The organism is Paraburkholderia sp. BL18I3N2, assembly GCF_003001875.1.
Taxonomy (GTDB): Bacteria; Pseudomonadota; Gammaproteobacteria; order Burkholderiales; family Burkholderiaceae; genus Paraburkholderia; species Paraburkholderia phytofirmans.
In genome coordinates, this window is the sequence record NZ_PVNC01000008.1 from 65,040 (window position 1) to 87,649 (window position 22,610).

Consider the following 22,610-nt stretch of genomic DNA (forward strand, 5'->3'; position numbering starts at 1 on the left):
ACTGCGAACGACACGGGGAACACATGTCGAATGTACGCGAGCAGCGCGCGCCGCGAAAGCGCGACGGCGCCTTTTCCGGCGGCGCTGGAAGCCCCACCATTGCCATCGCCATCTCGACGATGACGGTCATTCTGCTTGGCTTCGCGGCCGGCCGATGCGCAGCCTCGGATGCTGCGCCGCAAGCGAATGGTGTGAGCAATGGCGAGTTCAGCGCGGATGGCAGGAACTGGACACCGTGTGCGGCGGAATACGGCACCTGCCGTTTCAACGGCACGCGCGACGTGCTGTACGGCACGCCGCAACAACACGTCGTCAAAACATTCTCGAGTAGCGCCGAGTGCAATAACGGCGTATTCGGCGATCCTGCGCCCGGGGTGGAGAAGCGTTGCGCGATGGCGCCGGCGGCGGCGAGCAATGCACCCGCGCCGGTCGCGAAGCAGGACGCAGCGCCGAGCGCTGCAATGCAATCTGCCACACCAATAGACCTGAAGGCGCCACCCGGGCAAGGGCTGCGTTGCTCGCCGCCCTCATCGCAAGTTCCTGCAGCGGCGCATGGCGATCTGCTCGAAGCCGATACGCCCAGCGACGGCACGCGTCTCTTCGCCGCGAACAAACCGTTTGCGCTGGTTTTCGCCACACGCCCGACGCAAGCCGACACGCTCGGCTGGCAGATACGCGACGCGTGGAATGGCGTGCGCGCCAGCGGGCGCTTTCCCGTTGCGGCGGGTGCGACGCTGTCCACGTTGAGCTGCGCATCGAGCGTGGCGGGCTACTTCGCGGTGTCCGCGTCGCTGGAACGTGCACATGGTCAGCTCGAATCGCGCGGCACGCGCCCCGCGGGCGTCGCGACGTTCGGCGTGCTGCCGGATGTGTCCGCTGCGTTACCCGCCGTCCGTTTTCCGTACGAAGATCTGCACCGCTTCGGCGGACAGGGCGCGGCTTATCTTGCGCCGGGGCAACACTGCTGCGACGGCGACGGTTATCGGCCTGTCTATACCGCGCTCGGCCTCACGTGGGTCAATGACAATCGCAACTGGTATATGGAGGAGCCGAAAAAAGCAGGCACCTTCGAGCCCGCGAGCAAACAACTCACGCCGTTCTTCCGGCGCGGCGACCTGCTGCGGTTAATCCAGCTCGACGGCATTCCGCAGTGGGCGAGCCCGACCAGGACCGAAACGCACAGCTATGCGCCGACATCTCTCGTGCAAATGAAGGACTACATGGCCAAGGTGGGCGCCGAATCGAATCGTGTGCGCACGACTTACTTTCCCAAACAGCGCGACAACTACTATCAGGTGACGTGGGAACCGGACGCCGACGGCGGTCTGCCGTGGCGCGACACCGACGCGAATTTCGTCGCCATGTACAAGGCGGTCTGGGAAGGCATCCATCAGACGGATCCGCACGCGATGGTCATGGGGCTGACTTATTCGTCGGTGCAGGGCAACGTCACGTGGATGCGCAAGCTCGGTCCGCTAGGGATCGGCCGCTATATGGATGGCATGACGGTTCACGGCTACTACGATATCGGCACGACGCCCTCGCATCCGCCCGAGCGCGTCGTGGACACCGGCAATCAGGGCACCGTGCCGGGCGCGCTGCCCGCCGCGATGCGTGCGCTGCGCCACGAAATGCGTCTGTACCTGAAGCCCGGCGCGCCGCTCTTCGTGACCGAAACCGGCATCAGCTACGACATCGGGCAATCGTATGGCAAGAACTATCCGGGCGCGGACGTGCTGTACGCACAAGCTGCCGTGACGGCGCGCACGCATCTGATCTTGCTCGGCGAAGGCGCCGACACGACCTACGTGTTCTATCTCGCGGATATGCCGGACGCCGCGCCCGGCTACGGGATTTTCTTCGAGCTCGATCATCCGAAAGGCGCTTACGGTCCGGCCCGCATCAGCCCGAAACCCGCGGCGCTCGCGGTGGCAGCGATGACGCGCATCATCGACGGCACCGACACGCTCGGCCCGCTCAAGGATCTGCCCAAAGGCGTCTACGCTTACGCGTTTCGCCGGCTCGGCGGCGGCAAGATCGTGACCGCGCTATGGACGCATGACAACGACAAGTGGAACGCCAAAAGCGGCTTCGATGCGAGCCGCAGCGTGGACTATCGTCTGCGGGTCGACGCGCCGGGCACGAGCGGCGAAGTGACGGCGTTCGACATGATGGGCAACGCGACGAGCTTGCCGTACCGCGACGGCGTGGCTAACCTGAAACTCTCGCCCGCGCCGGTCTATGTCGTCTCCGGCAACGCCGACGTATTCAAGGACGCGGTCATCACACCCGAGGCTTACGTGGCGCATTAGCGGCGCGATGTGCCGATACTTCGGCGTGATGGGACAGCCTCTGCGGCTACTGGCGCACATAGTATGCAAGCGGAGGCACGTTAGCATGCCTATCAACACGCCGGAGCCGAGACATGAACGGCCTTGCATGGATGACGCTGATACTGGCCGCGATGATCGGCGCGTTTTTCTTTGCGACGATCGGCGCGATCGTGCTCGCGCTTTTTCTGACGAGCGTCTCGGGCCGGCTCACGCGACACGACGATCACCATCGCGACTATTAGTCGATGACGCGCTCAAGCGGCGCGAGAACCGCGGGAGATGACATGCTGCTGACCGAGATCGATTTCCTGGACGTGGTCCGCCTCACGCCTCTGGTTGCGTTCGATCTGATCGTCAGCGATGCGCAAGGGCGCGTGCTGGTGGGCCGCCGCCGCAACCGCCCTGCCCGCGGCACCTGGTTCGTTCCCGGCGGCCGCATCCACAAAGACGAAACACTCGACGCCGCGTTTGCCCGCATTGCCGACGCCGAACTGGGCATCGCGAAACTGGCGCGCTCGACCGCACGCTTCGAAGGCGTGTTCGAACATCACTACAGCGACAACTTCGCGGGCGAGCCGGATGTGTCGACGCACTACATCGTGCTCGCCTATTCGCTCACGCTTACGGGCACCGCGCCGCTCGGACGGCCCGAGCAGCACAGCGAATATGTGTGGCTTGCGCCATCGGAACTGCTCGCGCGCGCCGATGTCCACGACAACACCAAAGCCTACTTCCGCTAACGCAGCCGCGAGCTGCCGCACGAGGCTGAGCCCGCGCCGCCGGATCGCGAATTGCCACTGACTGTCAGTTCGGCAACGTGCCGGCCATGGCCGCTACAGTATGATGCGAGCTCACCGTCAGAGCTCGAATCACTATGCGATTATCGGCAAGCCCGCTCGTTCGCGATTCATTCTTTGCTTTTGTCGCGGTTCTCTTCTTCGCCTTCCTGCCGGGCGCGGCGCGCGCGGCCGAGTGCGGCCCCGGCACACTGGTTACGGTGGTCGCGCATCTCGACGACGATCTGCTTTTCGTCGACCCCGCCATCAGCGAGCGTCTTGATGCGGGCTGGTGCATCACCACGGTGCATCTGATCGGCGGCGCCAACGGCGCGGATTTCGCTTACGTGCAAACCCGCGAGCGGGCCTCGCGGCTCGCTTACGCGCGCATGGCCGGCGTGCCCGACGAGTGGCTGGAATCCAACGTAACGATTGCCGGCAAGCTCGTGCATCAGATAGTGCTGAAGGCCAGGCCGCAAGTGCGATTGCTCGAACTTCGCCTGCCCGGCGGCGCCGTGCGCGGCGGCCGCGTACCGCTCGGCCTGCTGTGGGAACAACACGCCACGATCTCCACGTATCCGATGAACGCGGACGGCTCCGTGCGCGTGAAATACGATCGCGACTCCTTGTCGGCCACTTTAAAAGCGATGCTCGCGCCAGCGACGCTGATCTACACGCTCAATCCGGACACCGTGCCGTTTATCGAGCATCCCGATCATATCTATTCGGCGCGTATTACTCGCCACGTCGCGCAGACGCTCGGCAAAGGCGTGCCGATCGTCTACCACGTCACTTATCCGACCGGGGGCTGGCCCGGCAATCTTCCCGCTGCCGAAGTACAGCGCAAGCGCGACATCGTCGCCAGTTATTTTTCGATCGACGGCAGCGAGTCTTCGCATGTATTCGGCGAGTTTCAATGGGACGGTAACTGGATTTCGCGACGCTACGCATTTGCTGATCGCGCCGATCGCCGCGTACCGGATTTCGTGTCTCATCCGATCCAGCTGTTCAACGCGGCGGCGAGCCGCTGCCTGACTTCCGCGGGGCCTGGACGCGCGCCGACGCTCGCCGCCTGCACGGACTCGTCCACGCAGCAATGGCGATGGGACCCGCTGACCGTGTATCCCGGCAATACGCGCAACGCCGCACTCGTGAGCGTCGCGACCTCGCAATGTATTGCCGAGCGCGACGGCTATCTGGTCGCCGAGACTTGCGATCAATGGGACGTGGCGCAAAGCTGGACGCCGTGGGACTTCGGCCTCGTCTATACGCCGCTGCGGCATTGCCTCGGCGAAAACGACGGCAAGCTGACCATGCGCGGCTGCACTGCGCTCACCACGCGCTACCGCTGGGCCACCACGCAGCACACGCAGGCGAACGACCTGAGGCTCGCCACGGCGATGGCCGGTGATATTGCCGGCTCGGGCGAGCAGTCCGTGGTGTACGTCCAGCGGCAACACGACGGGCCGGGATTCAACGTGTATGCCGCTTCCCTCGCCAAAGCTTCGGCGCCCGCGCTGTGGTACGCGAGCGCCGTCCCGTTCGATCCTCAGGCTACCGCACCGAGTTGCACCGACGACAAGCTGTGCTTCGACAGCGTGCGCTTCCTGCTCGGCGATTTCGACGGCGACGGCAAGGCGGATCTGATGATCGTCGCTGCGCGCCAGGGCGGGACCGCGTTCTGGTTGCTTCGCAGTGCCGGCGAGTCGTTCGAGGCGCCTCGCCTCTGGCTGCAGACGAGCAACGCGTTCCTGCCGGAACTGACGCAGCAATATGTGGCGGCGAACTTCACCGGAACGGGACGGGCCAGCGTGCTGATCGCGCAGAAGCGACCCGACAGCGGGCTCGATCTATGGATGGCGTCTTCGCAAGGATCGGGCGCCTCGACGGGATCGGCGCCGGTGCTCTGGGCGCAGGCGAGGAATCTGCCGCAGAACGTCAATCTGCTGGCGCGCGAAACGGCGGGCTCGCGCGCCTCTCTGGTCGCGATGGACAGCGCCAACGGACGCCTCGCGCTCACGCCGATCGCCAACGAGGGCACGCGCATGAGCGTCGGTGAGCGTAACGTCTTGCCGGCGAGTTTTGCGCCCGACTTCGTGAAAGTGACCATGGGCGCCGTGCTTGGGCGCGACAGCAACACGCTGATTCTGCTGACGCCGCATCTGGACGAATCGAGCGAAGAAGCCGTGATCGACGTCGCCACGCTCGACCTGAGCGGCGCGGCGAGCGCGCCGGCCCAGGCGGCGACATTGCATGGCATGTCGTGGTCAGATGTGTTTCCGGAATTCGTGCGCGACAAACGGGGGGCGGCACTCGTGCTGTTTCGCCGGACCGACGCGACCCTCGGCGATTTCTATTTCACCGGCGGCGCGGCGGCAATCACGCGCTATCCATCCGGAAACGGCCTGGCGCTGGGCGAAGCTCAGGAACTCGGCAAACTGCCGGGGCTTTTCTCGGAGACGGTGCGAATCGACCGGCTCGCGCAGTAACCGCAGTAACGTTAAGCAAGCCGGCCGGTCCGATCGACCTCAGGCCGAAACCTGCAGCGGGTGAACGAACTTCCGCGCGATCGTCATGTAACGATCCGCGGTGTCGTGCAGCGTGTAGCCGGCCAGCTGCCGGTTCGCGCGCGGCGTGTCGAGCGCGTGCAACAACGCGCGGCCGTAGGCTTCGGCGTCGGTCGTGTCGACCAGGCTGACGCCGGCGAACGCGCTCGCAAAACCGAACGAGGGAATCCGGCTCGCCACGACTGGAATGCCCGACGCAAGCGCCTCGAGAAAACCAATGCTCTGTGCTTCGAAACGCGACGGCATCGCGAAGACCCGCGAGGCGCGCAGAATCGCGGCGACGTCGGAACGCGGCCCGCCCACCGTCACCCTGTTTTCCAGGCCGAGCTGACGAACCAGCGACAGCACCGCCCGGTGATAGTCAAGATCTTCGACGACGCCGCATAACAGCAGACGCGCCTCCGGCTCCGATTGCAGCACGCGCTCGAATGCGCGGATCGTGTCCAGCTGGCTCTTGCCTTCGATATAGCGGCCGAGCTGGACGATCTGCTTCGGGTGCACGCCGATGTCCGGCGCGGCGACGTCGTTGCCTTCCGAAAACAATTGCGCATCCACGCCATTCGGAATCACGACCATGGAGGGATGCCGGCCAATCTCCCGAAGGTAGTCGTCGATATTCTGCTGCGACACGCCGATGATGGCTCTCGCCCGCCGTGAGAGCAGGCGTTCGGCCCGCTTGAGCGCGCCGTTCTCGAAATCGTTGACGCCGGAATGCATGACCCACGCAATCGGCGTATGGACCGGCAGAAGGCGCACATACAGCGCGGCAAGCGTGGCATGAGCGACGATGAAATCGGGCCGGAACCGCCGCACCACGCGATACAGGTGCAGCAGCTTTCCCGCTCTGCCGTAGCGAACCTCGGGAAACAGACACGTGACGCCGGCAGCCTGAAGTTCTGCATGAATGGCGGCGAAATCCTCCTGCTCCGGAAGCAGCGATGTCATGCAGACCTCATGGCCACCGCGCTGATGATGAATGGCCAATCCCTTTACGAGTACTTCTGCGCCGGACAAACGCGGCGCATGAACCAGTTGAAGAATTCTCACGATTTATCTCTCTGGATAACCGCCCTTTTTGCGCAGCGGAGGGATGCCGCCCCCGTTATTGCAGACGCAAAGTAACGTCGGCATCCAGCATCGTGGTTGGCGCGTTCCGCTTTGCGGAGCGCGTCAATGTCTTCGTAAAACAGCGACAGTTCCGCTGCGAAGTCCATGTCGCGAAGAAACCTTACACCCAAGGTTCAGCACTTTTACGCCAACCCCAAGAGCTTTTCGGCTGACCAATGAGCGCTAACGCCCATTTCTCAGTCGATTGACCGCGCCGGATAGTTAGGCATCCGTTTCAAATTCTTTCGACCCCAACTCGTCGTGGCGGAAAAATGCTGGTTTCGCCTGACTGATATTTTCGTGCGATCAAAGCAATTAGTACTGCATTAATGTTCATACGTAACGACTCGTTACTTCTTTTAAGCATACTAATGCGTATCGTTGCGGTCGATTCTTCCCAAATCAGGCTTCTTTAGCTTGCAGGACAGTAAAAAATTCGTTGGCCCAGCCATGAATTCACGTACTGCGATCTGAATCGCGCTGTTCCTCAACACGCCGGCCGTTTTCGTCATACCTTCCCCGGTCGTCCGATTCCGCCAAATCCGCTCGTGTCAGCGGTGGGTTTCGTATGACGAACGTTTCTCCGCAGAGAAGCGCTTCGGGGCCGGCATCCCGGGAAGGGATCACCCTCGCGCAGCGGCGAAGCTGCGCACTCAGGACGCCAGTGTCGAAGCCTCGGTCATCGGCTGGCTTGCAAATGAACCCCGCTGTTCACTCGACCTCCCAACGCGCTTTGCGCGAGGACGTCGACCCATGATCAGCTAACGCATTGCTTACAGATTGATGAAATCACGACTACTCCTTCTCTCGACACTCTCCCTCGCACTCGCCGGATGCGGCGGTGGCGGCGGCAGTAACGGCGCCGCCAGCACCGCGGCAGCCCAAACGGGCACCGCCGGCTCAAACAGTTCGGCCAGCACGTCTGCGGCTGGCAACGCCAGCACCGGCACCGCTGCACTGAACGCCGCAGGCGGCACCGCGGCCATGAGCTGCGCCTCGCCCACCACGTCGGGCGGCTCGGGCAGCGCAACGATCTCCGCCGATACGCCGAGTGCCGACAACACGCGCATCTTCGCGTCCGGCAGCACCTTCCAGCTCGTCTTCAACACCAACGCGCCGAGCGCGGACACGCTGAACTGGGCCGTCACGGACACGCTCGGCCGCGTCGCCGCGAGCGGGAGCACCGCCGTGCCGAGCGGCGCGAAAACCATCACGTTAAATTGCACCTCGACGCTCGCCGGCTATTTCGCGGCGACGGGCACGCTCGCGAAGAACGGCGGCCAGTTGCCGCAAGCCGGCACGCGTCCGGTCGGCATCGCCAGCTTCGGCGTAACGCCGAACCTGTCCGGCGTCGTTCCGGCCGTGACCTATGCGCGCCAGGAGCAGCATCGCTTCGGCATGCAAGGCGCGAACGACAACGGTCCGCTGCTCGCAGCGCTGGGCATTTCGTCGACGATCGACGACCGCCAGCTCTCCACCATGGAACCGAACGGACGGAACACGTTCAACCCGTCGGCTGATAATCTCGATTCGTTCTACAAGAGCGGCAACGTGATGCGCCTGATCCGCCTCGACGGCATTCCCGCGTGGACGAGCAGCACCGGCGCCTTCCAGGACGACACGACGCTGCCGACCGACATGTCGTACTACCAGAGCTATATGAGCCGTGTCGGCACGGAATCGAACGCGATCCGCGCCGCGTACTTCCCGACTCAATCGGCGAACTACTATCAGGTGACGTGGGAACCGAACCAGATGTGGACCGACACCGACGCCAACTTCGTCGCGTTGTACCAGGCGTCCTACCAGGGCATTCATTCAACCGATCCGCACGCGATGGTGATGGGCCCGGCCGATGCCTTCCCGAGCCTGACCACTTCGCACCTGAAGCGCCTCGCGTCGCTCGGCTTCGGCCAATACATCGATGCGGTCGCCACGCACGGTTACTACGACGCGGGCACCTCGCCGTCGCATCCGCCTGAGCGCTACGACAGCGATCCGTCCACCGCCGACGGTTCATTGCGCGGCCAGATGCGCAACCTGCGCGCGGAAATGGCCACCGACTATCGCACCGGCATGCATCTGTTCTCGACGGAAGCGGGCATCAGCTACGACCTCGGAACGTCGTACGGCCCGAACTATCCGAGCGCAAACGTGTTGTACGCACAAGCGGCGGTCGCGGCGCGCATGCACATCATCACGCTCGGCGAAGGCGCGGACCAGACCTACGTGTTCTACGGCGCGGACTATCCGGATGAAGTCGGCTACGGCACTTTCTTCGACCTGAGCGATGCGCAAGGCGCGTACGGCGCGACCAACATCAGCCCGAAGCCGGTCGCCATGGCGATCAGCGCGATGACGCACACGCTCGACGGCACCACCACGCTCGGTCCGGTGAACGGAACGCCGAACGGCGTCTACGCGTACGCTTTCCAGCAGGTAGGCAACGGCGCGGTTGTCACCGCCTTGTGGGCGCACAACAACAACGTGTGGAGCGCGAGCGCGGGCTTCAGCTCGACCTATAGCGTCGCGTACAGCCTCAACGTCGACGCGCCGGGCACGAGCGGCACCGTGAAGGTGGTCGACATGATGGGCAACGCGACCAATGCAAACTACAGCAACGGTGTGCTGACGCTCAACCTGACCGAATCGCCGGTGTATGTGGTGTCGAACAATGCGTCGGTCGCCAAGGGCAACGCGACGACGCCGGTGGGATACATCGGAATGTAAGACGCGCGTTTGATGAACCCGAACTCGGGTACTCGGCGGACATGAAAAACGTCAGCCGGCTCATGGGCCGGCTGACGTTATTTTTTGGCCGCTCGAAACAGGCACCGCAAAGTCGGCGTCGAAAGCGAGTCATGCTGTCATAGCAGCGCATCAAAACCTTGAGATTTGTCTTATAGCGAAGCAGGTTCCTGCTGCCTAGAATCCGCTACTCCTTTAAACGGTCAACAGGCCGGCAATCCCAGCGGGCGAGGTAAGACGTGAGCAACACCTACCAGATGAACTACAGAACTCCGATCGCTGAAAGCTGGAACCACAACATTCCCCTGCCCACACCTGAAGCAGCAGATGACGTTTCGTCGATGCTCGAACGGTTGAAAGCCGAATCGAATTCGCTGGAGTCGTATTTCACCGAACTCGAGAACGAACTCAAGCGCGTCCATCTCAAACGAAAGATTGTGGGCAAAAAACTGGGCGTGCTGTCGGAACTCGTCAAGGATGTCGACGCGCTGCATGCGGAGCCCGCAGTAGCGGTGCGGACCGTGGCTGCCGGAACGGAGATGCAGGCCGCTCCGCGACACTCGCGCAAGAAACAGACATTCGCCGTCGCGTCGATTATTCTCGTGGCGCTGGCGATTGCTTTCATCGCACTGGAAAAAACCGGTCAGATTTCTTGCGTGACTTGCGCGCCGGCCAGGCTGCTGGGCCTGAAGTAAGCTTCGCTGCGACCCAGGCCATGCAAGCGTCTTAAAAACGAGAAACCCCAACATAAAGCGCTAAAACAGGCGCACACTAACGTATTGCTCGTATGCGGAGCAAAAACCGCCAATTGGGGAGTCCATCATGGCAAAAGGTCAAATGCGCAGTAACCGCGAAGTCAAGAAACCGAAGCAGGCGAAGAAACCCCAACCCGCCACTTCGCCATCCGGCGCGCCGCCGATCCGCGTAGCACCGAGCGTGTCAGCGACCCAGAAGAAGCACTAAAACGAGCAGGCCCGCCACGTACAGGCGGGCATTCTCCTCAACGAATTACTTCGAAATATCCTCCAGCGCCACGTCCCGTGTCTTCGGTCCAAGCATCCCAATGGCCAGCATCACTACCGCCATCGCTCCGGAGATAAACACGAACACGCCGTCCACGCCGAAGCGGCTCAAACATCCCGCGATCACGAACGCGGAGAACATTGCCGAGAGCCGGCTCCACGAATAAACGAACCCCACGGCCCGCGCCCGGATACTGGTCGGAAACAACTCGGCCTGATAAGCGTGATAGCTATACGAAATAATATTTCCCGCTAGCACGAGACACACGCCCAGGCTGACCAGCAAGACCGTCTCGCGCGCCTGGCTAAATGCCAGCCCGCACACCACGTTGACTGCCGCCATGCAGATGATCACCGTCTTGCGCTCGAAGCGGTCGGCAATCAGCAAGCCCAGCAACGGCCCGAGCGGAGCCGCAATCGCGATGATGCTCGCGTACATCAGACTCGTCGTCACCGTAATGCCCTGTTTGATCAGCAAGGTCGGAATCCAGTTCGCGAAACCGTAATACCCCATTGTCTGAAACACGTGGAAGATGATCAGCATCAGCGTGCGTTTGCGGTACGGCGGCACCAGCAGATCGCGAAACGCCGCCCGTGCGCGGACCGGTTCGGGCAACGCGGGTTCCGGCAGCGGCCGTCCGTACTCACGCTCGACGCGTGCTTCGAGCCGCGTCATGATCGCGTCCGCTTCGTCGATGCGGCCTTTCTGCGCGAGCCAGCGCGGGCTCTCCGGCAGACGCAGACGGATCCACCACACCACGATCGCGCCGACCACGCCGGTTAGCACGACCAGACGCCAGCCATCCAGACCGAAGTAACGATGCGGCACCAGCAGATACGACATAAACGCGACGATCGGCACCGCGCAAAAGCCGACCGCCTGCGAACACGCCGACGCGCGTCCGCGCACATGCTTCGGCACGAGTTCGGAGATGTACGTGCCGATCGTGACGATCTCCACACCAATGCCGATCCCCGCGATGAAACGCCAGAGATTGAGTCCGAGCGCCGTGTCCTGAAACGCCATGATGATATTGGCCGCCGTGTACCAGAGCAGCGACCACGTGAAGATCGCGCGACGGCCGAAACGATCGGCGAGAAACCCGCACGCGGCCGTGCCGATGAACAGTCCAGCGAACAACGCCGCAATGAAGCTCGCCACACCGCTCGTGCCGAACAACCCGTGCGTGGTCGCGGTGAGAATGCCGCTGCGCACGAGTCCCGGTGCGATGTAGCCGGAGAACATCAGGTCGTACAGTTCGAAGAAGAGCCCGAGGCTCAGCAGCATCACCAGCTTCCAGATCGACCGCGTGGCCGGCAGGCGGTCGAGCCGCGCGGAAATGCGCGCGCCGTCTAGCGCGATTTCGTCCGCGCGGCCGTCCGCGGATGCGCCCGCGCCGGAGGGTAATCCGCCGAGCGCGCCGGCATCGCCGACCGCCGTTGCATACACCGCTTGATTCGACGACTTCATCGTCTGTCTCCTTGGTCCGGTCTCGCGCCGGATGAGATTGATTTGATTGCGTTCGATGCGTCGAGCGCAGCGCTCAGGCCGCGGCTTCGCGCGGAACCTGCGTCGAGCCGCCGCCCAGCGCCGCGATCTGCGCTTCGTCGTAGCCCAGATCGCGCAGCACTTGCGCGGTGTGCTCGCCGATCTTCGCGATCGGTTGACGCGGTTGCAGACGCGCGCCGTCAAGTGAGATCGGCAGCAGAGGCATGGCGGTTTCGCTGCCGTCGTCGAGTGTGAGGCGCGCAAGACCGCCGCTCTCGTTCAGGTGCGGATCGTCGAACAACGCTTCGGGTTTCGTGATCGAGGCGAACGGAATGTGGTCGCGCTCGAACTGCGGCGCGAGCGCCGCGCCTTCGAACTGGCTCAGCGTTTCACCGAGCGTCCGCAGCAGCCATTCGCGGGCCTGCACGCGGTCGTTGTTGGTAGTGAGGCGCGGGTCGGCCAACAAATCCGCGCGGCCGAGAATCGCGCACAGCGCGCGCCACTGACCGTCGCCAGTCGCGGCGATAAACATCTGCTCGCCGTTGGCGAGCGTGAACACGTCGTACACCGCCCATGCGCTGATGCGCTCGGGCATCGGCGCGGCGGGCACACCGGTCGCGGCGAACTGCTGCATGTGCTGCGCGGAGAGCAGCACGCAGTTCTCGAACAGCGCGCTCTGCACTTCCTTGCCGCGGCCGCTTGCGTTCCGCTCATGCAACGCGGCGAGCACACCGATCGCGCCGAACATGCCGCCCATGATGTCGTTGACCGAACTGCCCGCGCGCAACGGACGGCCCACCGGTCCCGTCATATAGGCGAGGCCGGCCATCATCTGCACGACTTCGTCGAGCGCGAGACGGTGTTCATACGGACCGTTCAGGAAGCCTTTGTGCGAGACGTAGATGAGCTTCGGATTGCGCTCGCGCAGCGAGGCGTAATCGAGGCCGAGGCTCGCCATGCGGCCCGGCTTGAAGTTCTCGACGAACACATCGGCGGTATCGACCAGCTTGTGCAGCGCGGCCAGTCCCGCGTCGCTATCGAGGTCGAGCGCCACGCTCTTCTTGTTGCGATTGAAGGTGCGAAAAAAGCCCGCGCCGGTGCCGAGCAAACGACGCGTGCCGTCGCCGCGCGGCGGTTCGACCTTGATCACTTCGGCGCCGAGGTCGCCGAGAATCATCCCGCAGGTCGGGCCCATCACCATATGCGACAACTCGATCACGCGAATGCCGGCGAGCGGCAGCGCGCCAGACTGCGGCTGAGCCGCCGAAGAAGAAGTAGAGGAAAGCGGATTCATTGCAGTACCTGCGAGTCGGAGGATTCGAAGCGTTGACGGGTAGCGCGGAACTGTTTCGGCAAGCCGGCGCGCGCCAGATAGCCGTATAGCGGTTCGCCGGGCAAAGCGTCGGCGAGCACGGCGCGCGACGCGAGCAGACGGCCGAGGTCGATGCCGGTCTCATAGCCCATGCTGTCGAGCATGAACACGAGGTCTTCGGTGTTGACGTTGCCGGTCGCGCCCGGCGCGTGCGGACAGCCGCCGAGTCCGGCAAGCGACGCGTCGAATTCGCGGATGCCGTGTTGCAGCGCGACCAGCGTGTTGGCGAGGCCAAGACCGCGCGTGTCGTGGAAATGCAGCGAGCGCAGCTTGCCACCCGCAACGTCGCGCACCAGTTCGATGATCTCGCCGGCCTGGCGTGGCGTCGCTTCCCCGGTGGTGTCGCCGAGCGCGATCACATCGGCGCCCGCTTGTACCGCGGCGCGAGCGATCGCGGCGATATCCGCGTACGGCACCGCCCCTTGCAGCGTACAGCCGAACACCGTCGACAACCCGGCGATCAGTTCAACGCGCCGCGCGCCCGCTTTCGACGCGCCGTCGATCGACTCGCGCATTGCCGCGAACGCCTCGATCATTTCGGCCGGCGTCCTGCGCACGTTCGCGAGGCTATGCGCGGTGCTCACCGAGATCGGCGCGACGATGCGGTGCACGCCGGCTTCGAGCGCGCGTTGCGCGCCCTTCAGGTTCGGCACCAGCGCCGTCACGATCAGATCGTCGTAGGTCAGCGCGTGGGCGATGACTTCGTCGGCGTCGGCCATTTGCGGCAGCAGCTTCGCCGGCACGAACGAGGCGACTTCCATATGGCGCACGCCGGCGGCATACGCGGCGTCGATCCAGCGCCGTTTGAACTCGGTGGGCATCGTGCGGGCGATGCTTTGCAGGCCGTCTCGCATACCGACTTCGGTCACGACGACGCGCTCCTGGATGTCACTCATGGTCTTGTATCCCGGTCTTGAATGCCGCGGAGAATGCGGGGAATGAAGCAACTGAGTGACAGCGTGCCCGCGCGTCGGCGCGCGGGAAAGTCTGCGTTGGCGACGCACTCCATCGCCGCTCGCGATGGCGGCTCAGGCAGGCGGGACGGGCGTGAGCCGTCGCAAAGGGGAAACCCTTAAGGGCTTTTCAGAGGGCCTTGATGGGCGGATCGCCGTTGGGTTCGCAGGCCGCGCCTCACACCGCGTTCAACAGATGATCGAGCAGATGCGACGCCGCGAGCGTCAGCGCCTGACGGTCGCGCATGCAAATCACGAAGCGCCGTTCGGCCCAGGCTTCGCGCAGGGGCACGGCGATGATGCCGTATTCGTCGGCGGCATGGCGGGGCAGCGCTTCGCGCGGCAGGATCGCCACGGCGAGGCCGGCCTGGATGAAACGATAGGCGGCGTCGAACGTCGACACGTAGGTGCGATAGTTGAGTTCGTGGCCCTTTTCCACCGCGATGCGCTGCATCAGCGCGTTCACCGACGCATTCGACGAGAGCCCGAGGTGATCGAACGCCAGCGTCTGCTCGAAGCTGATCGCCGCCTCGCCCGCGAGCGGATGATCGCGCGGCACGATCAGCGCGAGATGATCGGAGCGATAGGGCACAACGTCGAGACTGCCCATCGGCACGACGTCGCGGCAAATGCCGAGATCGGCGACGCCCTCTTCCAACCCTCGCACGATTTCCGCGCTCACGCGCTCTTCGACGTCCACGCGAATTCGCGGGTTCGCCTTCAGAAACGCCGAGAGCGCCTCGGGCAGAAACTCGACCATCGACGACACGTTCGCCAGCACGCGCACGTGACCACGCGCGCCGGCCGCGTATTCGCTGAGTTCGGCCTGCAGGCGTTCGTGGCCGCGCATGATGAGCCGCGCATGCCGCAGCAGCGCCTCGCCGGCGGCGGTCGCGCGCACGCCGCGCTGGCTGCGCGAGAGCAACGCGACGTCGACCAGCGCCTCGAGATCGGCGAGCCGCTTGCTGACCGCCGACGGCGCGATGAACTCGCGTTCGGCCGCGCGCGCGATCGTGCCTTCCTCGCAGACGGCGATGAACAAGCGCAAGGTGACCTGATCGATCTGCCACATGAGCTGGCGTGCTCCCAAGGTTCGAAGTGGGAAAATTATGCCCGACGATGACGGCGGCTGAGGCCATCTCAGGGTATCCACCGCGGGAGTTGCTTGAACTGTCGAGTCGTGCGGACTGATTGGGCACCGGAGGCGCTCACCGCTGCCTGAGACGCCCAAGCCGCCAGATCCACCTGAACTCATGACCGCGCCCGCACTTGCCGGGCCTTTCCGGTCTGGCTATGCTGAGGGGCTTGTCGGCAGCACGCATCTTTGCAGCGCGCGCATCACGGCAGAAACACCAGAACAATCCTCCAGAGATAGCCATGTCCACCACCAGTCTTTTCCTTACCGCTGCTGGCGTCGGCCTCGCGATTGCCGCGCCGGTCGGCCCGATGGGCATGCTGTGTATCCGCCGGACGCTGGCCGGAGGTCCGCGGGCCGGGCTTGCCATCGGTTTCGGCATCGCAACCGGCGACGCCGCCTATGGGCTGATCGCGGCGCTCGGCCTCGTCAGCATCTCGCAGTTCATGCTCGCGTACGACCGGCCCTTGCATCTGCTGGCCGGGTTGTTCCTGTTATATCTGGGTGTGCGCACGCTGCTGCAGAAAGCGCCCGCCGATGCGTCGAACGGCAACGGCGAAGGCAACGGCAAGCTCGCGCAAGTGGGCCGCGCCGGCGCGCTGCGCGCGTACGCGAGTTCCTTGCTGCTCACGTTGACCAATCCGCAAACGGTCATCATGTTCGCCGCGCTGTTCACGACGCTCGCCCCGCGCGGCGCGTTCTCATCGAGCATTGCCCTGACCACGGTCGGCGGCGTGTTTTGCGGCTCGATCGCGTGGTGGTGTTTTCTCGTGACCGTGGTGTCGCTCGCGCGCCATGCGATCGGCAGCAAACTGCGCGTGGCCATCGACCGGATTGTCGGGTTCACGCTGGCGGCGTTCGGCGTCGTGGAAATTCGCCGGGCACTTTGAGCGGGCGTTAGAACACATCGACATCGCCTTGCGTTAACGCTGCGGCTGCAACTGCGGCCCCAGCCTCACGAGCGCCCGCGCAGCGCCACGACCACCATGCCGGCAATCGCCATCAACCCACCACATAGCGTCGCGAACCCCAGGCGCTCGCCGATGCCTATCTGCAGCGTAGCGGTCTCGTGCGCGTGAGCCGCCATGAAGTCGCCTCGCCGCTGACGTACTACTTCGTGCACGCGAAAGGCGAAACCCGGCCTGAAGTGCGGGCGTTGATCGACCGTATGCATGCCGCTTCATACGCAAACGCGGCAGTTTTGCGACAATAGCGGCTTTCGCCGCGCGACGGCGGCCTTGGCGCCGCTCTCCATCGACCGTCGAAGGCCGGCGCGCCGGCCTTGCCGCCTATAACCCGTCCAATTCACCCGACCGTCAGCGGTCCGCTCAATGGCACTTCCCCACATCGATCTGCTGTACTCCGTCTCCGGCCTGTTTGTCGGCTTTCTGGTCGGACTGACGGGCGTCGGCGGCGGCTCGCTGATGACGCCGATCCTGGTCCTGCTGTTCAACGTGCATCCGGCCACCGCGGTCGGCACCGACCTGCTATACGCGGCCGCCACCAAGGCGACCGGCACGCTCGTGCACGGGCTGAAGGGCTCGGTCGACTGGCAGGTGACGCTGCGCCTCGCCGCCGGCAGCGTGCCGGCGGCCACCATCACGCTGATCCTGCTGCATCGTTTTGGGATGGACACGCCGGGCGCCGGCCGACTGATCCAGGTCGTGCTCGGCGCGGCGTTGCTGGTGACGGCGGTGGCGCTGGTGTTTCGTCCGCAACTCGCGGCGCTCGGCGCGCGCAAGCAGCGCACGCCGAGTCAGGGACGCACGCTCGCGCTCACCGTGCTGACCGGCGCGGTGCTCGGCGTGCTGGTGTCGCTGACTTCGGTCGGGGCGGGCGCGATCGGCGTGACGGTGTTGCTGCTGCTGTATCCGCTGTTGCCGACCATGCGCATTGTCGGCTCGGACATCGCGCATGCGGTGCCGCTCACCCTGCTGGCGGGCGCGGGCCATTGGCTGCTCGGCTCGGTCGACTGGTCGATGCTGCTGTCGTTGCTGGTGGGCTCGCTGCCGGGCATCGCGATCGGCAGCTATCTGTCGTCGCGCGCGCCGGACAAGCTGCTGCGCAACCTGCTCGCCGCCACGCTCACGCTGGTTGGCGTGCGCCTCGTGCTGGCCTGAAACCGCCTGAAGAATCTCTACGCACGCCGGCGCAAACGCGCCGACGCAAACGTCCAGCGGCTATTTGAAGAACCGGCAGGTCAGATCGGACTCGAACTGCCGGATCCATTGGCCGTGACGGTCATGATAGGACTGCGCCCAGCCGCCGCGCCGCACGGTGACGAGACGTTCGTGCGCCACATCGCCCGGATCCGCGCAGGCGCTGATGTCGAAATGCGCCGGTGCGAAACCGTGCCGCGCGCACACCAGTTCGAAAGCCGCCCGATCGCCGATAGGCAGATCGGTATAGCGCAAAGGCGAGGTTTCCATGGCGTTGACTCCGGTTTCCTATCCATCACAGTACGCTTTGCAATGCGTCAGCAGTGTGTCACAGCGCACAGACGGACCGTGGCTGCGCCGCCGTCCCGTTCGAAACGGCTGAACCTCATCATCGCCGCTTCAATAATCGCCGAATAAAAATAAAAAAAGGCTCCGGTTTTTTGCCGGAACCTTGGTGCACGTCTGCATCACGATGGCGCATGACGGCGTGAACCGTCCGCGCCAGGTGCCGCAGCCTGCTTACTGCTGCACAACGGTCAGCTTGTTCGACACCGACGTCACGCCGGCGACGCCCTTGGCGGCCTGGCCGGCAGCGTCGATCTGGCTTTGGTCAGGCACCGAACCCGTCAGCGTCACCGCCACGAGCACGCACGGCGATGCTCGACACGTCGACACCTTGTGTCTTGGCCAGCGCGCTACGCACCTTGCGGCCCAGCTGGCTGTTCGCCTTCTTGGTCGCCTTGGCGCTCGCAGCCGGCGCGGCGGTCGTGCCGGTTGCCGTTGCGTCGCTTGCCTGAGCGTACACATTGCACGCCACCACCATTGCCACAACCGAACCCAGCGTTTTCAGAAAACCGACCGATTTCATAGCTTTTCTTCTCCTTTGCTTCACATTGGACCGCATAGACAAGCGGCTTCGTTACGACTTCCGGCGGCCATGCGAGGCGCACGCGACAAGGCGCGCGCGAGCGACGGCCGACTATGGCTGTAACACGATGTGCGAGAGGCGAGAGAGGCCGGTTGCCGTTGCCGCCCGCGATGACGGGCATGCAGTGCGGTACGAAAACCGGCAAGCCGCGAGGTCCGCCGACGCGCCCGGTTCTTGTGTGTCGTGCCGGGTCGCGCCGCGCAAACATCCGATCGCGGCAGCGATGCACAATTTAATCTAGCCGGGCCAGAATCGCAAAGGGTTTAGTCGGGTTTAGTGATAGTCGAGATGCTTAAGATGCAAATCGCGTCAGGCGCGCGGACTGTCATGCCACGCTCACGATTTGTTACGGGTTTGTCGGCGCCGGCCGCCGCCACGCGTTTCGCCGGGCGGCGAATCTCAGGTACCATCGGCGCGACGCCCGCTGCCGCACCGCCGCGCGGCTTGCGTGCCGCAGTGCGCCGCCCCTGTTCACTTTCGACCGTAGCCGTCACGTCATCCGATGAAGCCAGCCACCGGCCGCAAAAGCCCTCCCCGTCTCGTCGCCCGTTTCGTCGCGATCTCCTGGCGCGATCTCGCGGTCTCGTTCGGGCCGATCCTGCTGATCGTCGCCGTGGGGATCTGGGTCGCCGTGCGGCTGATCCAGCCCGCGCCGCCCAGCACGCTGACCGTCAGCGCCGGCCCCGAAGGCAGCACCTTCTGGAATGCCGCGCAAAAGTACAAGGAGATTCTGGCTCGTAATCGCATCACGCTGAAGGTGCTGTCGTCCGAAGGCTCGCTGCAGAATCTCAAGCGGTTGTCCGACCCGAAGTCGGATGTGGATGTCGGCTTCGTGCAGGACGGCATCGCGCCCGGCCCGGCCGCCGATGGGCTGATGTCACTCGGCAGCGTGGCGTATGTGCCGCTGGCGATCTTCTATCACGGGCCGACCGTCACTCGGCTTTCCGAGTTCAAGGGCGAGCGGCTCGCGGTCGGCGCCGAAGGCAGCGGCACGCGCGAACTGGCGCTCGCGCTGCTCAAGGCCAACGGCATCGTGCCGGGCGGCGCGACCAAACTGCTGCCGCTCTCCGGCGACGACGCCGCGGAGGCACTCGTCTCCGGCAAAGTCGACGCGGCGTTCCTTGCCGGCGATTCGGCGCAACCCGCGGTGATGGGCAAGCTATACCGCACGCCGAACGTGCAGTTCTACGATTTCTCGCAGGCCGACGCCTACACGCGCCGTTTTCCCTACCTGACGCAACTCGAAATGCCGATGGGCGCGTTCGATCTCGGCAAGAACCTGCCTTCCGCGCCGATTCACATGGTGGCGCCGACCGCCGAACTGGTGGCGCGCGACTCGCTGCATCCCGCGCTATCGGACCTGTTGATCGAAGCCGCGCGCGAGGTGCACGGCAAGGCGAACATCATGCAGCGCGCCGGCGAATTCCCCGCGCCGCGCGCGCACGATTTCCCGATCAGCGACGACGCCGCCCGCTATTACAAGTCAGGCAAAGGTTTCCTCTACCGCATCCTGCCGTTCTGGCTCGCGAGTCTCGCCGACCGGCTGCTAGTGGTCGTAGTGCCGCTGATCGTATTGCTGGTGCCGGCCTTGCGGTTGGTGCCGTCTCTCTATGCATGGCGGGTGAAATCGCGCATCTATCGCTGGTACGGCGCGCTGATCGCAATCGAACGCAGCGCGCTCAGCGACCATTCGCCGGCCGAGCGCGCGACGCTGATCGAGCGGCTCGACGCGATCGAGGAGTCGGTCAACGGTCTGAAGATGCCGCTCGCCTATGCGGATCAGTTTTACGTGCTGCGCGAGCACATCGGCTTCGTGCGCCAGCGGCTCACGCAGGCCCGCGACGCCCAACGCGACGACGCCGCCAACGAAACGGAAAGCGCGCAGAGCCATTCAGGCGAACGTCGTAGGGAGCCCACGCCGCCGGCCGCGAACGAAGCGGCCGAAATCGGCGAAACACGCGACGGCAGCGACGAAGGCAACGCCAAACCATATTGACGGGTGCAAGCCGCGGCTGCACCGCGTAAGATCATTACAATTCCGACGGTGCAGCAGACGCGCCGTGAGGAACAGGCAATTCGGGAGACATTTATGACCGTTGGCATCGACGCCAGGCAACCGCTGTGGTTTTACGACTTTGTCTCGCCGTTTACCTACCTGTTGCTCGAGCAACACGACAAATGGCCGGGCTTCGACTTCGTGTTTACGCCGGTCGTACTGAACGATCTCTATCGTCACTGGGGACAGCGGCCGGCTTACGGGGTGCCCTCGAAACGCACTTTCCTGTACCGGCACGCGCTGTTTCGCGCGGAGCAACTCGGCATTCCGTACAAGATGCCGCCGGCGCATCCGTTCGACTCCATGAAGCCGCTGTTGCTAGCCACCGCGGCGAACGGCGACGTCCAGTTCGTGCGCGAGATATTCCGTTTCATCTGGCGTGAAGGACGTGATCCGTCCACCGAGGCAGCCTTTGCCGAGTTGTGCGACCGCGTCGGCATGCCCGACGGTCCGGAGATCATCAAAAGCCCAGCCGTACTCGAACAATTGCAGCGCAATACCGCGGATGCGATCGGCCTCGGCGTCTACGGTGTGCCGACCTTCTTTCTGAACGATCAATTGTTCTGGGGCGAAGACGCGTTGCCCATGGTGCTGTACTGCGCGCGCACGCCGAACTGGCTCGAATCGAGAGAAGTCAAACGGATCAGTTCGCTGCCGTCGGGGCTCGCGAACATTCAAACGTAGGCGATACGTAAGCGTAGCTCGGACAAAACGCGCGCCGCACGGCGCTTACGTGGCTTTGTCGCGGCAAAACAGCCTTGCTGATGCCGGCCATACCGTGCCCGCTATGCCGCTACACGGCAAACGGGCCTAAGGTTATGACCTTCGCGCCTTGCGCGTTGGCGCTGCGCGCTTGCGAGAATCTCGCGTGCGGCTCCGTAAGACGCCTCATCGGATCCGATTCGTTTGCCCCGCCTTGCCTAAACCATGGACGACACCGCCGCTTCCCTCGATATCTGGCTCGTGCGCGTGCTGCGCACGCTGCTGGTCGAGCGTAGCGTCACGCAGACGGCATTGCGTCTGAATCAGACCCAGCCCGCCATCAGCACTGCGCTGCGCAAACTGCGCGAAACGCTGAACGACCCGATCCTCGTGCGCGGCAAGTCGGGCATGGTGCCGACCGAATATGGCGAATCGCTGCTGGCTTCCGCGCAACGCGTGCTGCGCGACGTGGACTTCGTGGCGACGCCGCACGGCGACTTCGATCCCGGCCGCTCGCGCCGCACGTTTCGCGTGGCCGCGCCGGATTATCTGAACGACTTCTTCATGCCGACGGTCATCGCGCAGTTTCGCGAGGCGGCGCCGCATGCGCGGCTCGAGATCGGTTCGCTCAGCCCTTTGCTCGATTATTCCGCCGCGCTCGACGCCGGCGAACTGGATCTTGTGATCGGCAATTGGCCGAAGCCCGAGCCGCGTTTCGAGCGCAGCGATCTGTTCTCCGACACCGTCGTGTGCATGATGCGCGCCGATCATCCGTTGACGCGCATGCCGTTGACGCGCGAAGCGTATCTCGCCGCGCCGCATCTCGCGCCGACGCCGTATAGCGGCGCGAGCAGCGGCGCCATCGACATCGGCTTCGCACGGGCGCGCGCCGAGCGCCGCATCGTCGCCACGCTGCCCTACTTCGGGCTGGTGCCGCAGACGCTGCTGCAATCCGATCTGATCTTCACGACGACGCGCCGCTTTGCGATGCACTACGCGGGCATGCTGCCGCTCGCGGTGATCGACGTGCCGATTCCGTTTCCGCGCATCAAGTGCTATCAGTTGTGGCATCCGCAGCCGGACCGGCCGAGCGACGTCGGCTGGCTGCGTACGCTCATGTCGCAGGTGTCGGATACGCTGGTCGCGCAGAAGGTGCGGCGTGCGAAGCGGGTGCCCAAAAAGGAAACGTCAGCCGCAACGGGCTGACGTTTTGAGTTTTGCCGTTCGATCGGCGCCGGTCGAGCGTCTCGTTCTGATTCGGTC

General features: G+C 64.3%; 20 protein-coding genes and 2 pseudogenes. 14 read left to right on the top strand and 8 right to left on the bottom strand.

Going from position 1 to position 22,610, the window contains the following annotated elements; genetic code table 11:
* The first annotated feature begins 23 nt into the window (after positions 1 to 23).
* From B0G75_RS22055 to B0G75_RS22065, 4 genes are all read left to right on the top strand, one after another.
* Positions 24 to 2,312, top strand: coding sequence for a hypothetical protein (locus B0G75_RS22055; RefSeq protein ID WP_106310284.1), 2,289 nt, complete (start codon positions 24 to 26; stop codon positions 2,310 to 2,312).
* A gap of 113 nt (positions 2,313 to 2,425) precedes the next feature.
* Positions 2,426 to 2,575, top strand: a complete 150-nt coding sequence (locus B0G75_RS40770) for a hypothetical protein (protein ID WP_012431871.1) — start codon at positions 2,426 to 2,428, stop codon at positions 2,573 to 2,575.
* A 45-nt stretch (positions 2,576 to 2,620) separates the two neighbouring features.
* The gene (locus tag B0G75_RS22060; RefSeq protein WP_106310801.1) at positions 2,621 to 3,073 is read left to right on the top strand and encodes a GDP-mannose mannosyl hydrolase; all 453 of its coding nucleotides are present in this window, start codon (positions 2,621 to 2,623) and stop codon (positions 3,071 to 3,073) included.
* 134 nt (positions 3,074 to 3,207) lie between these two features.
* On the top strand, positions 3,208 to 5,598 hold the full coding sequence (locus tag B0G75_RS22065; protein WP_106310287.1) for a PIG-L family deacetylase: 2,391 nt from the start codon (positions 3,208 to 3,210) through the stop codon (positions 5,596 to 5,598).
* A 39-nt stretch (positions 5,599 to 5,637) separates the two neighbouring features.
* Here B0G75_RS22065 and B0G75_RS22070 read toward each other — a convergent pair whose 3' ends face one another.
* Positions 5,638 to 6,708: a glycosyltransferase family 4 protein gene (locus B0G75_RS22070; protein ID WP_258194641.1), complete on the bottom strand. Its 1,071-nt coding sequence runs from the start codon at positions 6,706 to 6,708 to the stop codon at positions 5,638 to 5,640.
* On the opposite strand from B0G75_RS22070, the gene B0G75_RS41405 reads away from it, so the two are divergent.
* On the top strand, positions 6,631 to 6,798 hold the full coding sequence (locus B0G75_RS41405; protein ID WP_258194642.1) for a hypothetical protein: 168 nt from the start codon (positions 6,631 to 6,633) through the stop codon (positions 6,796 to 6,798). The two genes, B0G75_RS22070 and B0G75_RS41405, sit on opposite strands and share 78 nt — an antisense overlap.
* 758 nt (positions 6,799 to 7,556) lie before the next feature.
* Here B0G75_RS41405 and B0G75_RS41410 read toward each other — a convergent pair.
* Positions 7,557 to 7,997, bottom strand: a complete 441-nt coding sequence (locus B0G75_RS41410) for a hypothetical protein (protein WP_258194625.1) — start codon at positions 7,995 to 7,997, stop codon at positions 7,557 to 7,559.
* On the opposite strand from B0G75_RS41410, the gene B0G75_RS22075 reads away from it, so the two are divergent.
* From B0G75_RS22075 to B0G75_RS40775, 3 genes are all read left to right on the top strand, one after another.
* Positions 7,972 to 9,513, top strand: coding sequence for a hypothetical protein (locus B0G75_RS22075; RefSeq protein WP_258194627.1), 1,542 nt, complete (start codon positions 7,972 to 7,974; stop codon positions 9,511 to 9,513). The two genes, B0G75_RS41410 and B0G75_RS22075, sit on opposite strands and share 26 nt — an antisense overlap.
* Positions 9,514 to 9,770: 257 nt before the next feature.
* Positions 9,771 to 10,226: a hypothetical protein gene (locus B0G75_RS22080; protein WP_146142532.1), complete on the top strand. Its 456-nt coding sequence runs from the start codon at positions 9,771 to 9,773 to the stop codon at positions 10,224 to 10,226.
* 127 nt (positions 10,227 to 10,353) lie between these two features.
* Positions 10,354 to 10,494, top strand: coding sequence for a hypothetical protein (locus B0G75_RS40775; protein WP_166679071.1), 141 nt, complete (start codon positions 10,354 to 10,356; stop codon positions 10,492 to 10,494).
* A gap of 45 nt (positions 10,495 to 10,539) precedes the next feature.
* Here B0G75_RS40775 and B0G75_RS22085 read toward each other — a convergent pair whose 3' ends face one another.
* The 4 genes from B0G75_RS22085 to B0G75_RS22100 all read right to left on the bottom strand — a co-directional run bounded on the left by B0G75_RS22085 (position 10,540) and on the right by B0G75_RS22100 (position 15,439).
* Positions 10,540 to 12,024, bottom strand: coding sequence for an MFS transporter (locus tag B0G75_RS22085; protein WP_106310300.1), 1,485 nt, complete (start codon positions 12,022 to 12,024; stop codon positions 10,540 to 10,542).
* Positions 12,025 to 12,097: 73 nt separating this feature from the next.
* The gene (locus B0G75_RS22090; protein ID WP_106310303.1) at positions 12,098 to 13,336 is read right to left on the bottom strand and encodes a CaiB/BaiF CoA-transferase family protein; all 1,239 of its coding nucleotides are present in this window, start codon (positions 13,334 to 13,336) and stop codon (positions 12,098 to 12,100) included.
* Positions 13,333 to 14,310 carry a hydroxymethylglutaryl-CoA lyase gene (locus B0G75_RS22095; protein WP_106310306.1) on the bottom strand — a complete coding sequence of 326 codons (978 nt, stop codon included), beginning with the start codon at positions 14,308 to 14,310 and terminating at the stop codon, positions 13,333 to 13,335. Before B0G75_RS22095 ends, B0G75_RS22090 begins: the two co-directional genes overlap by 4 nt.
* 235 nt (positions 14,311 to 14,545) lie before the next feature.
* A complete protein-coding gene (locus B0G75_RS22100) occupies positions 14,546 to 15,439 on the bottom strand; it encodes a LysR family transcriptional regulator (RefSeq protein WP_106310309.1) in 894 nt (297 codons plus the stop codon).
* Positions 15,440 to 15,744: 305 nt separating this feature from the next.
* Between B0G75_RS22100 and B0G75_RS22105 the strand changes: the two genes are divergently transcribed.
* The 3 genes and pseudogenes from B0G75_RS22105 to B0G75_RS22120 all read left to right on the top strand — a co-directional run bounded on the left by B0G75_RS22105 (position 15,745) and on the right by B0G75_RS22120 (position 17,622).
* Positions 15,745 to 16,392 (top strand): LysE family translocator, encoded by a 648-nt coding sequence (locus tag B0G75_RS22105; RefSeq protein WP_106310312.1) that lies wholly within the window; start codon positions 15,745 to 15,747, stop codon positions 16,390 to 16,392.
* Positions 16,393 to 16,538: 146 nt separating this feature from the next.
* Positions 16,539 to 16,715, top strand: a pseudogene (locus B0G75_RS41415) (LysR family transcriptional regulator); the annotation flags it as partial.
* A 118-nt stretch (positions 16,716 to 16,833) separates the two neighbouring features.
* Positions 16,834 to 17,622, top strand: a complete 789-nt coding sequence (locus B0G75_RS22120) for a sulfite exporter TauE/SafE family protein (protein ID WP_106310315.1) — start codon at positions 16,834 to 16,836, stop codon at positions 17,620 to 17,622.
* 60 nt (positions 17,623 to 17,682) lie between these two features.
* On the opposite strand, the gene B0G75_RS22125 is transcribed toward B0G75_RS22120, so the two are convergent.
* On the bottom strand, positions 17,683 to 17,931 hold the full coding sequence (locus B0G75_RS22125; protein WP_012431859.1) for a hypothetical protein: 249 nt from the start codon (positions 17,929 to 17,931) through the stop codon (positions 17,683 to 17,685).
* A gap of 249 nt (positions 17,932 to 18,180) precedes the next feature.
* Positions 18,181 to 18,529 (bottom strand): annotated as a pseudogene (locus B0G75_RS22130) (BON domain-containing protein).
* A 562-nt stretch (positions 18,530 to 19,091) separates the two neighbouring features.
* On the opposite strand from B0G75_RS22130, the gene B0G75_RS22135 reads away from it, so the two are divergent.
* The 3 genes from B0G75_RS22135 to B0G75_RS22145 all read left to right on the top strand — a co-directional run bounded on the left by B0G75_RS22135 (position 19,092) and on the right by B0G75_RS22145 (position 22,553).
* Complete coding sequence (locus B0G75_RS22135; protein WP_106310318.1) at positions 19,092 to 20,585, top strand: TAXI family TRAP transporter solute-binding subunit; 1,494 nt, start codon at positions 19,092 to 19,094, stop codon at positions 20,583 to 20,585.
* A gap of 93 nt (positions 20,586 to 20,678) precedes the next feature.
* On the top strand, positions 20,679 to 21,329 hold the full coding sequence (locus B0G75_RS22140; RefSeq protein WP_106310804.1) for a 2-hydroxychromene-2-carboxylate isomerase: 651 nt from the start codon (positions 20,679 to 20,681) through the stop codon (positions 21,327 to 21,329).
* Between the two features lie 243 nt (positions 21,330 to 21,572).
* Positions 21,573 to 22,553: a LysR substrate-binding domain-containing protein gene (locus tag B0G75_RS22145; RefSeq protein ID WP_106310321.1), complete on the top strand. Its 981-nt coding sequence runs from the start codon at positions 21,573 to 21,575 to the stop codon at positions 22,551 to 22,553.
* Positions 22,554 to 22,610 lie beyond the last annotated feature (57 nt).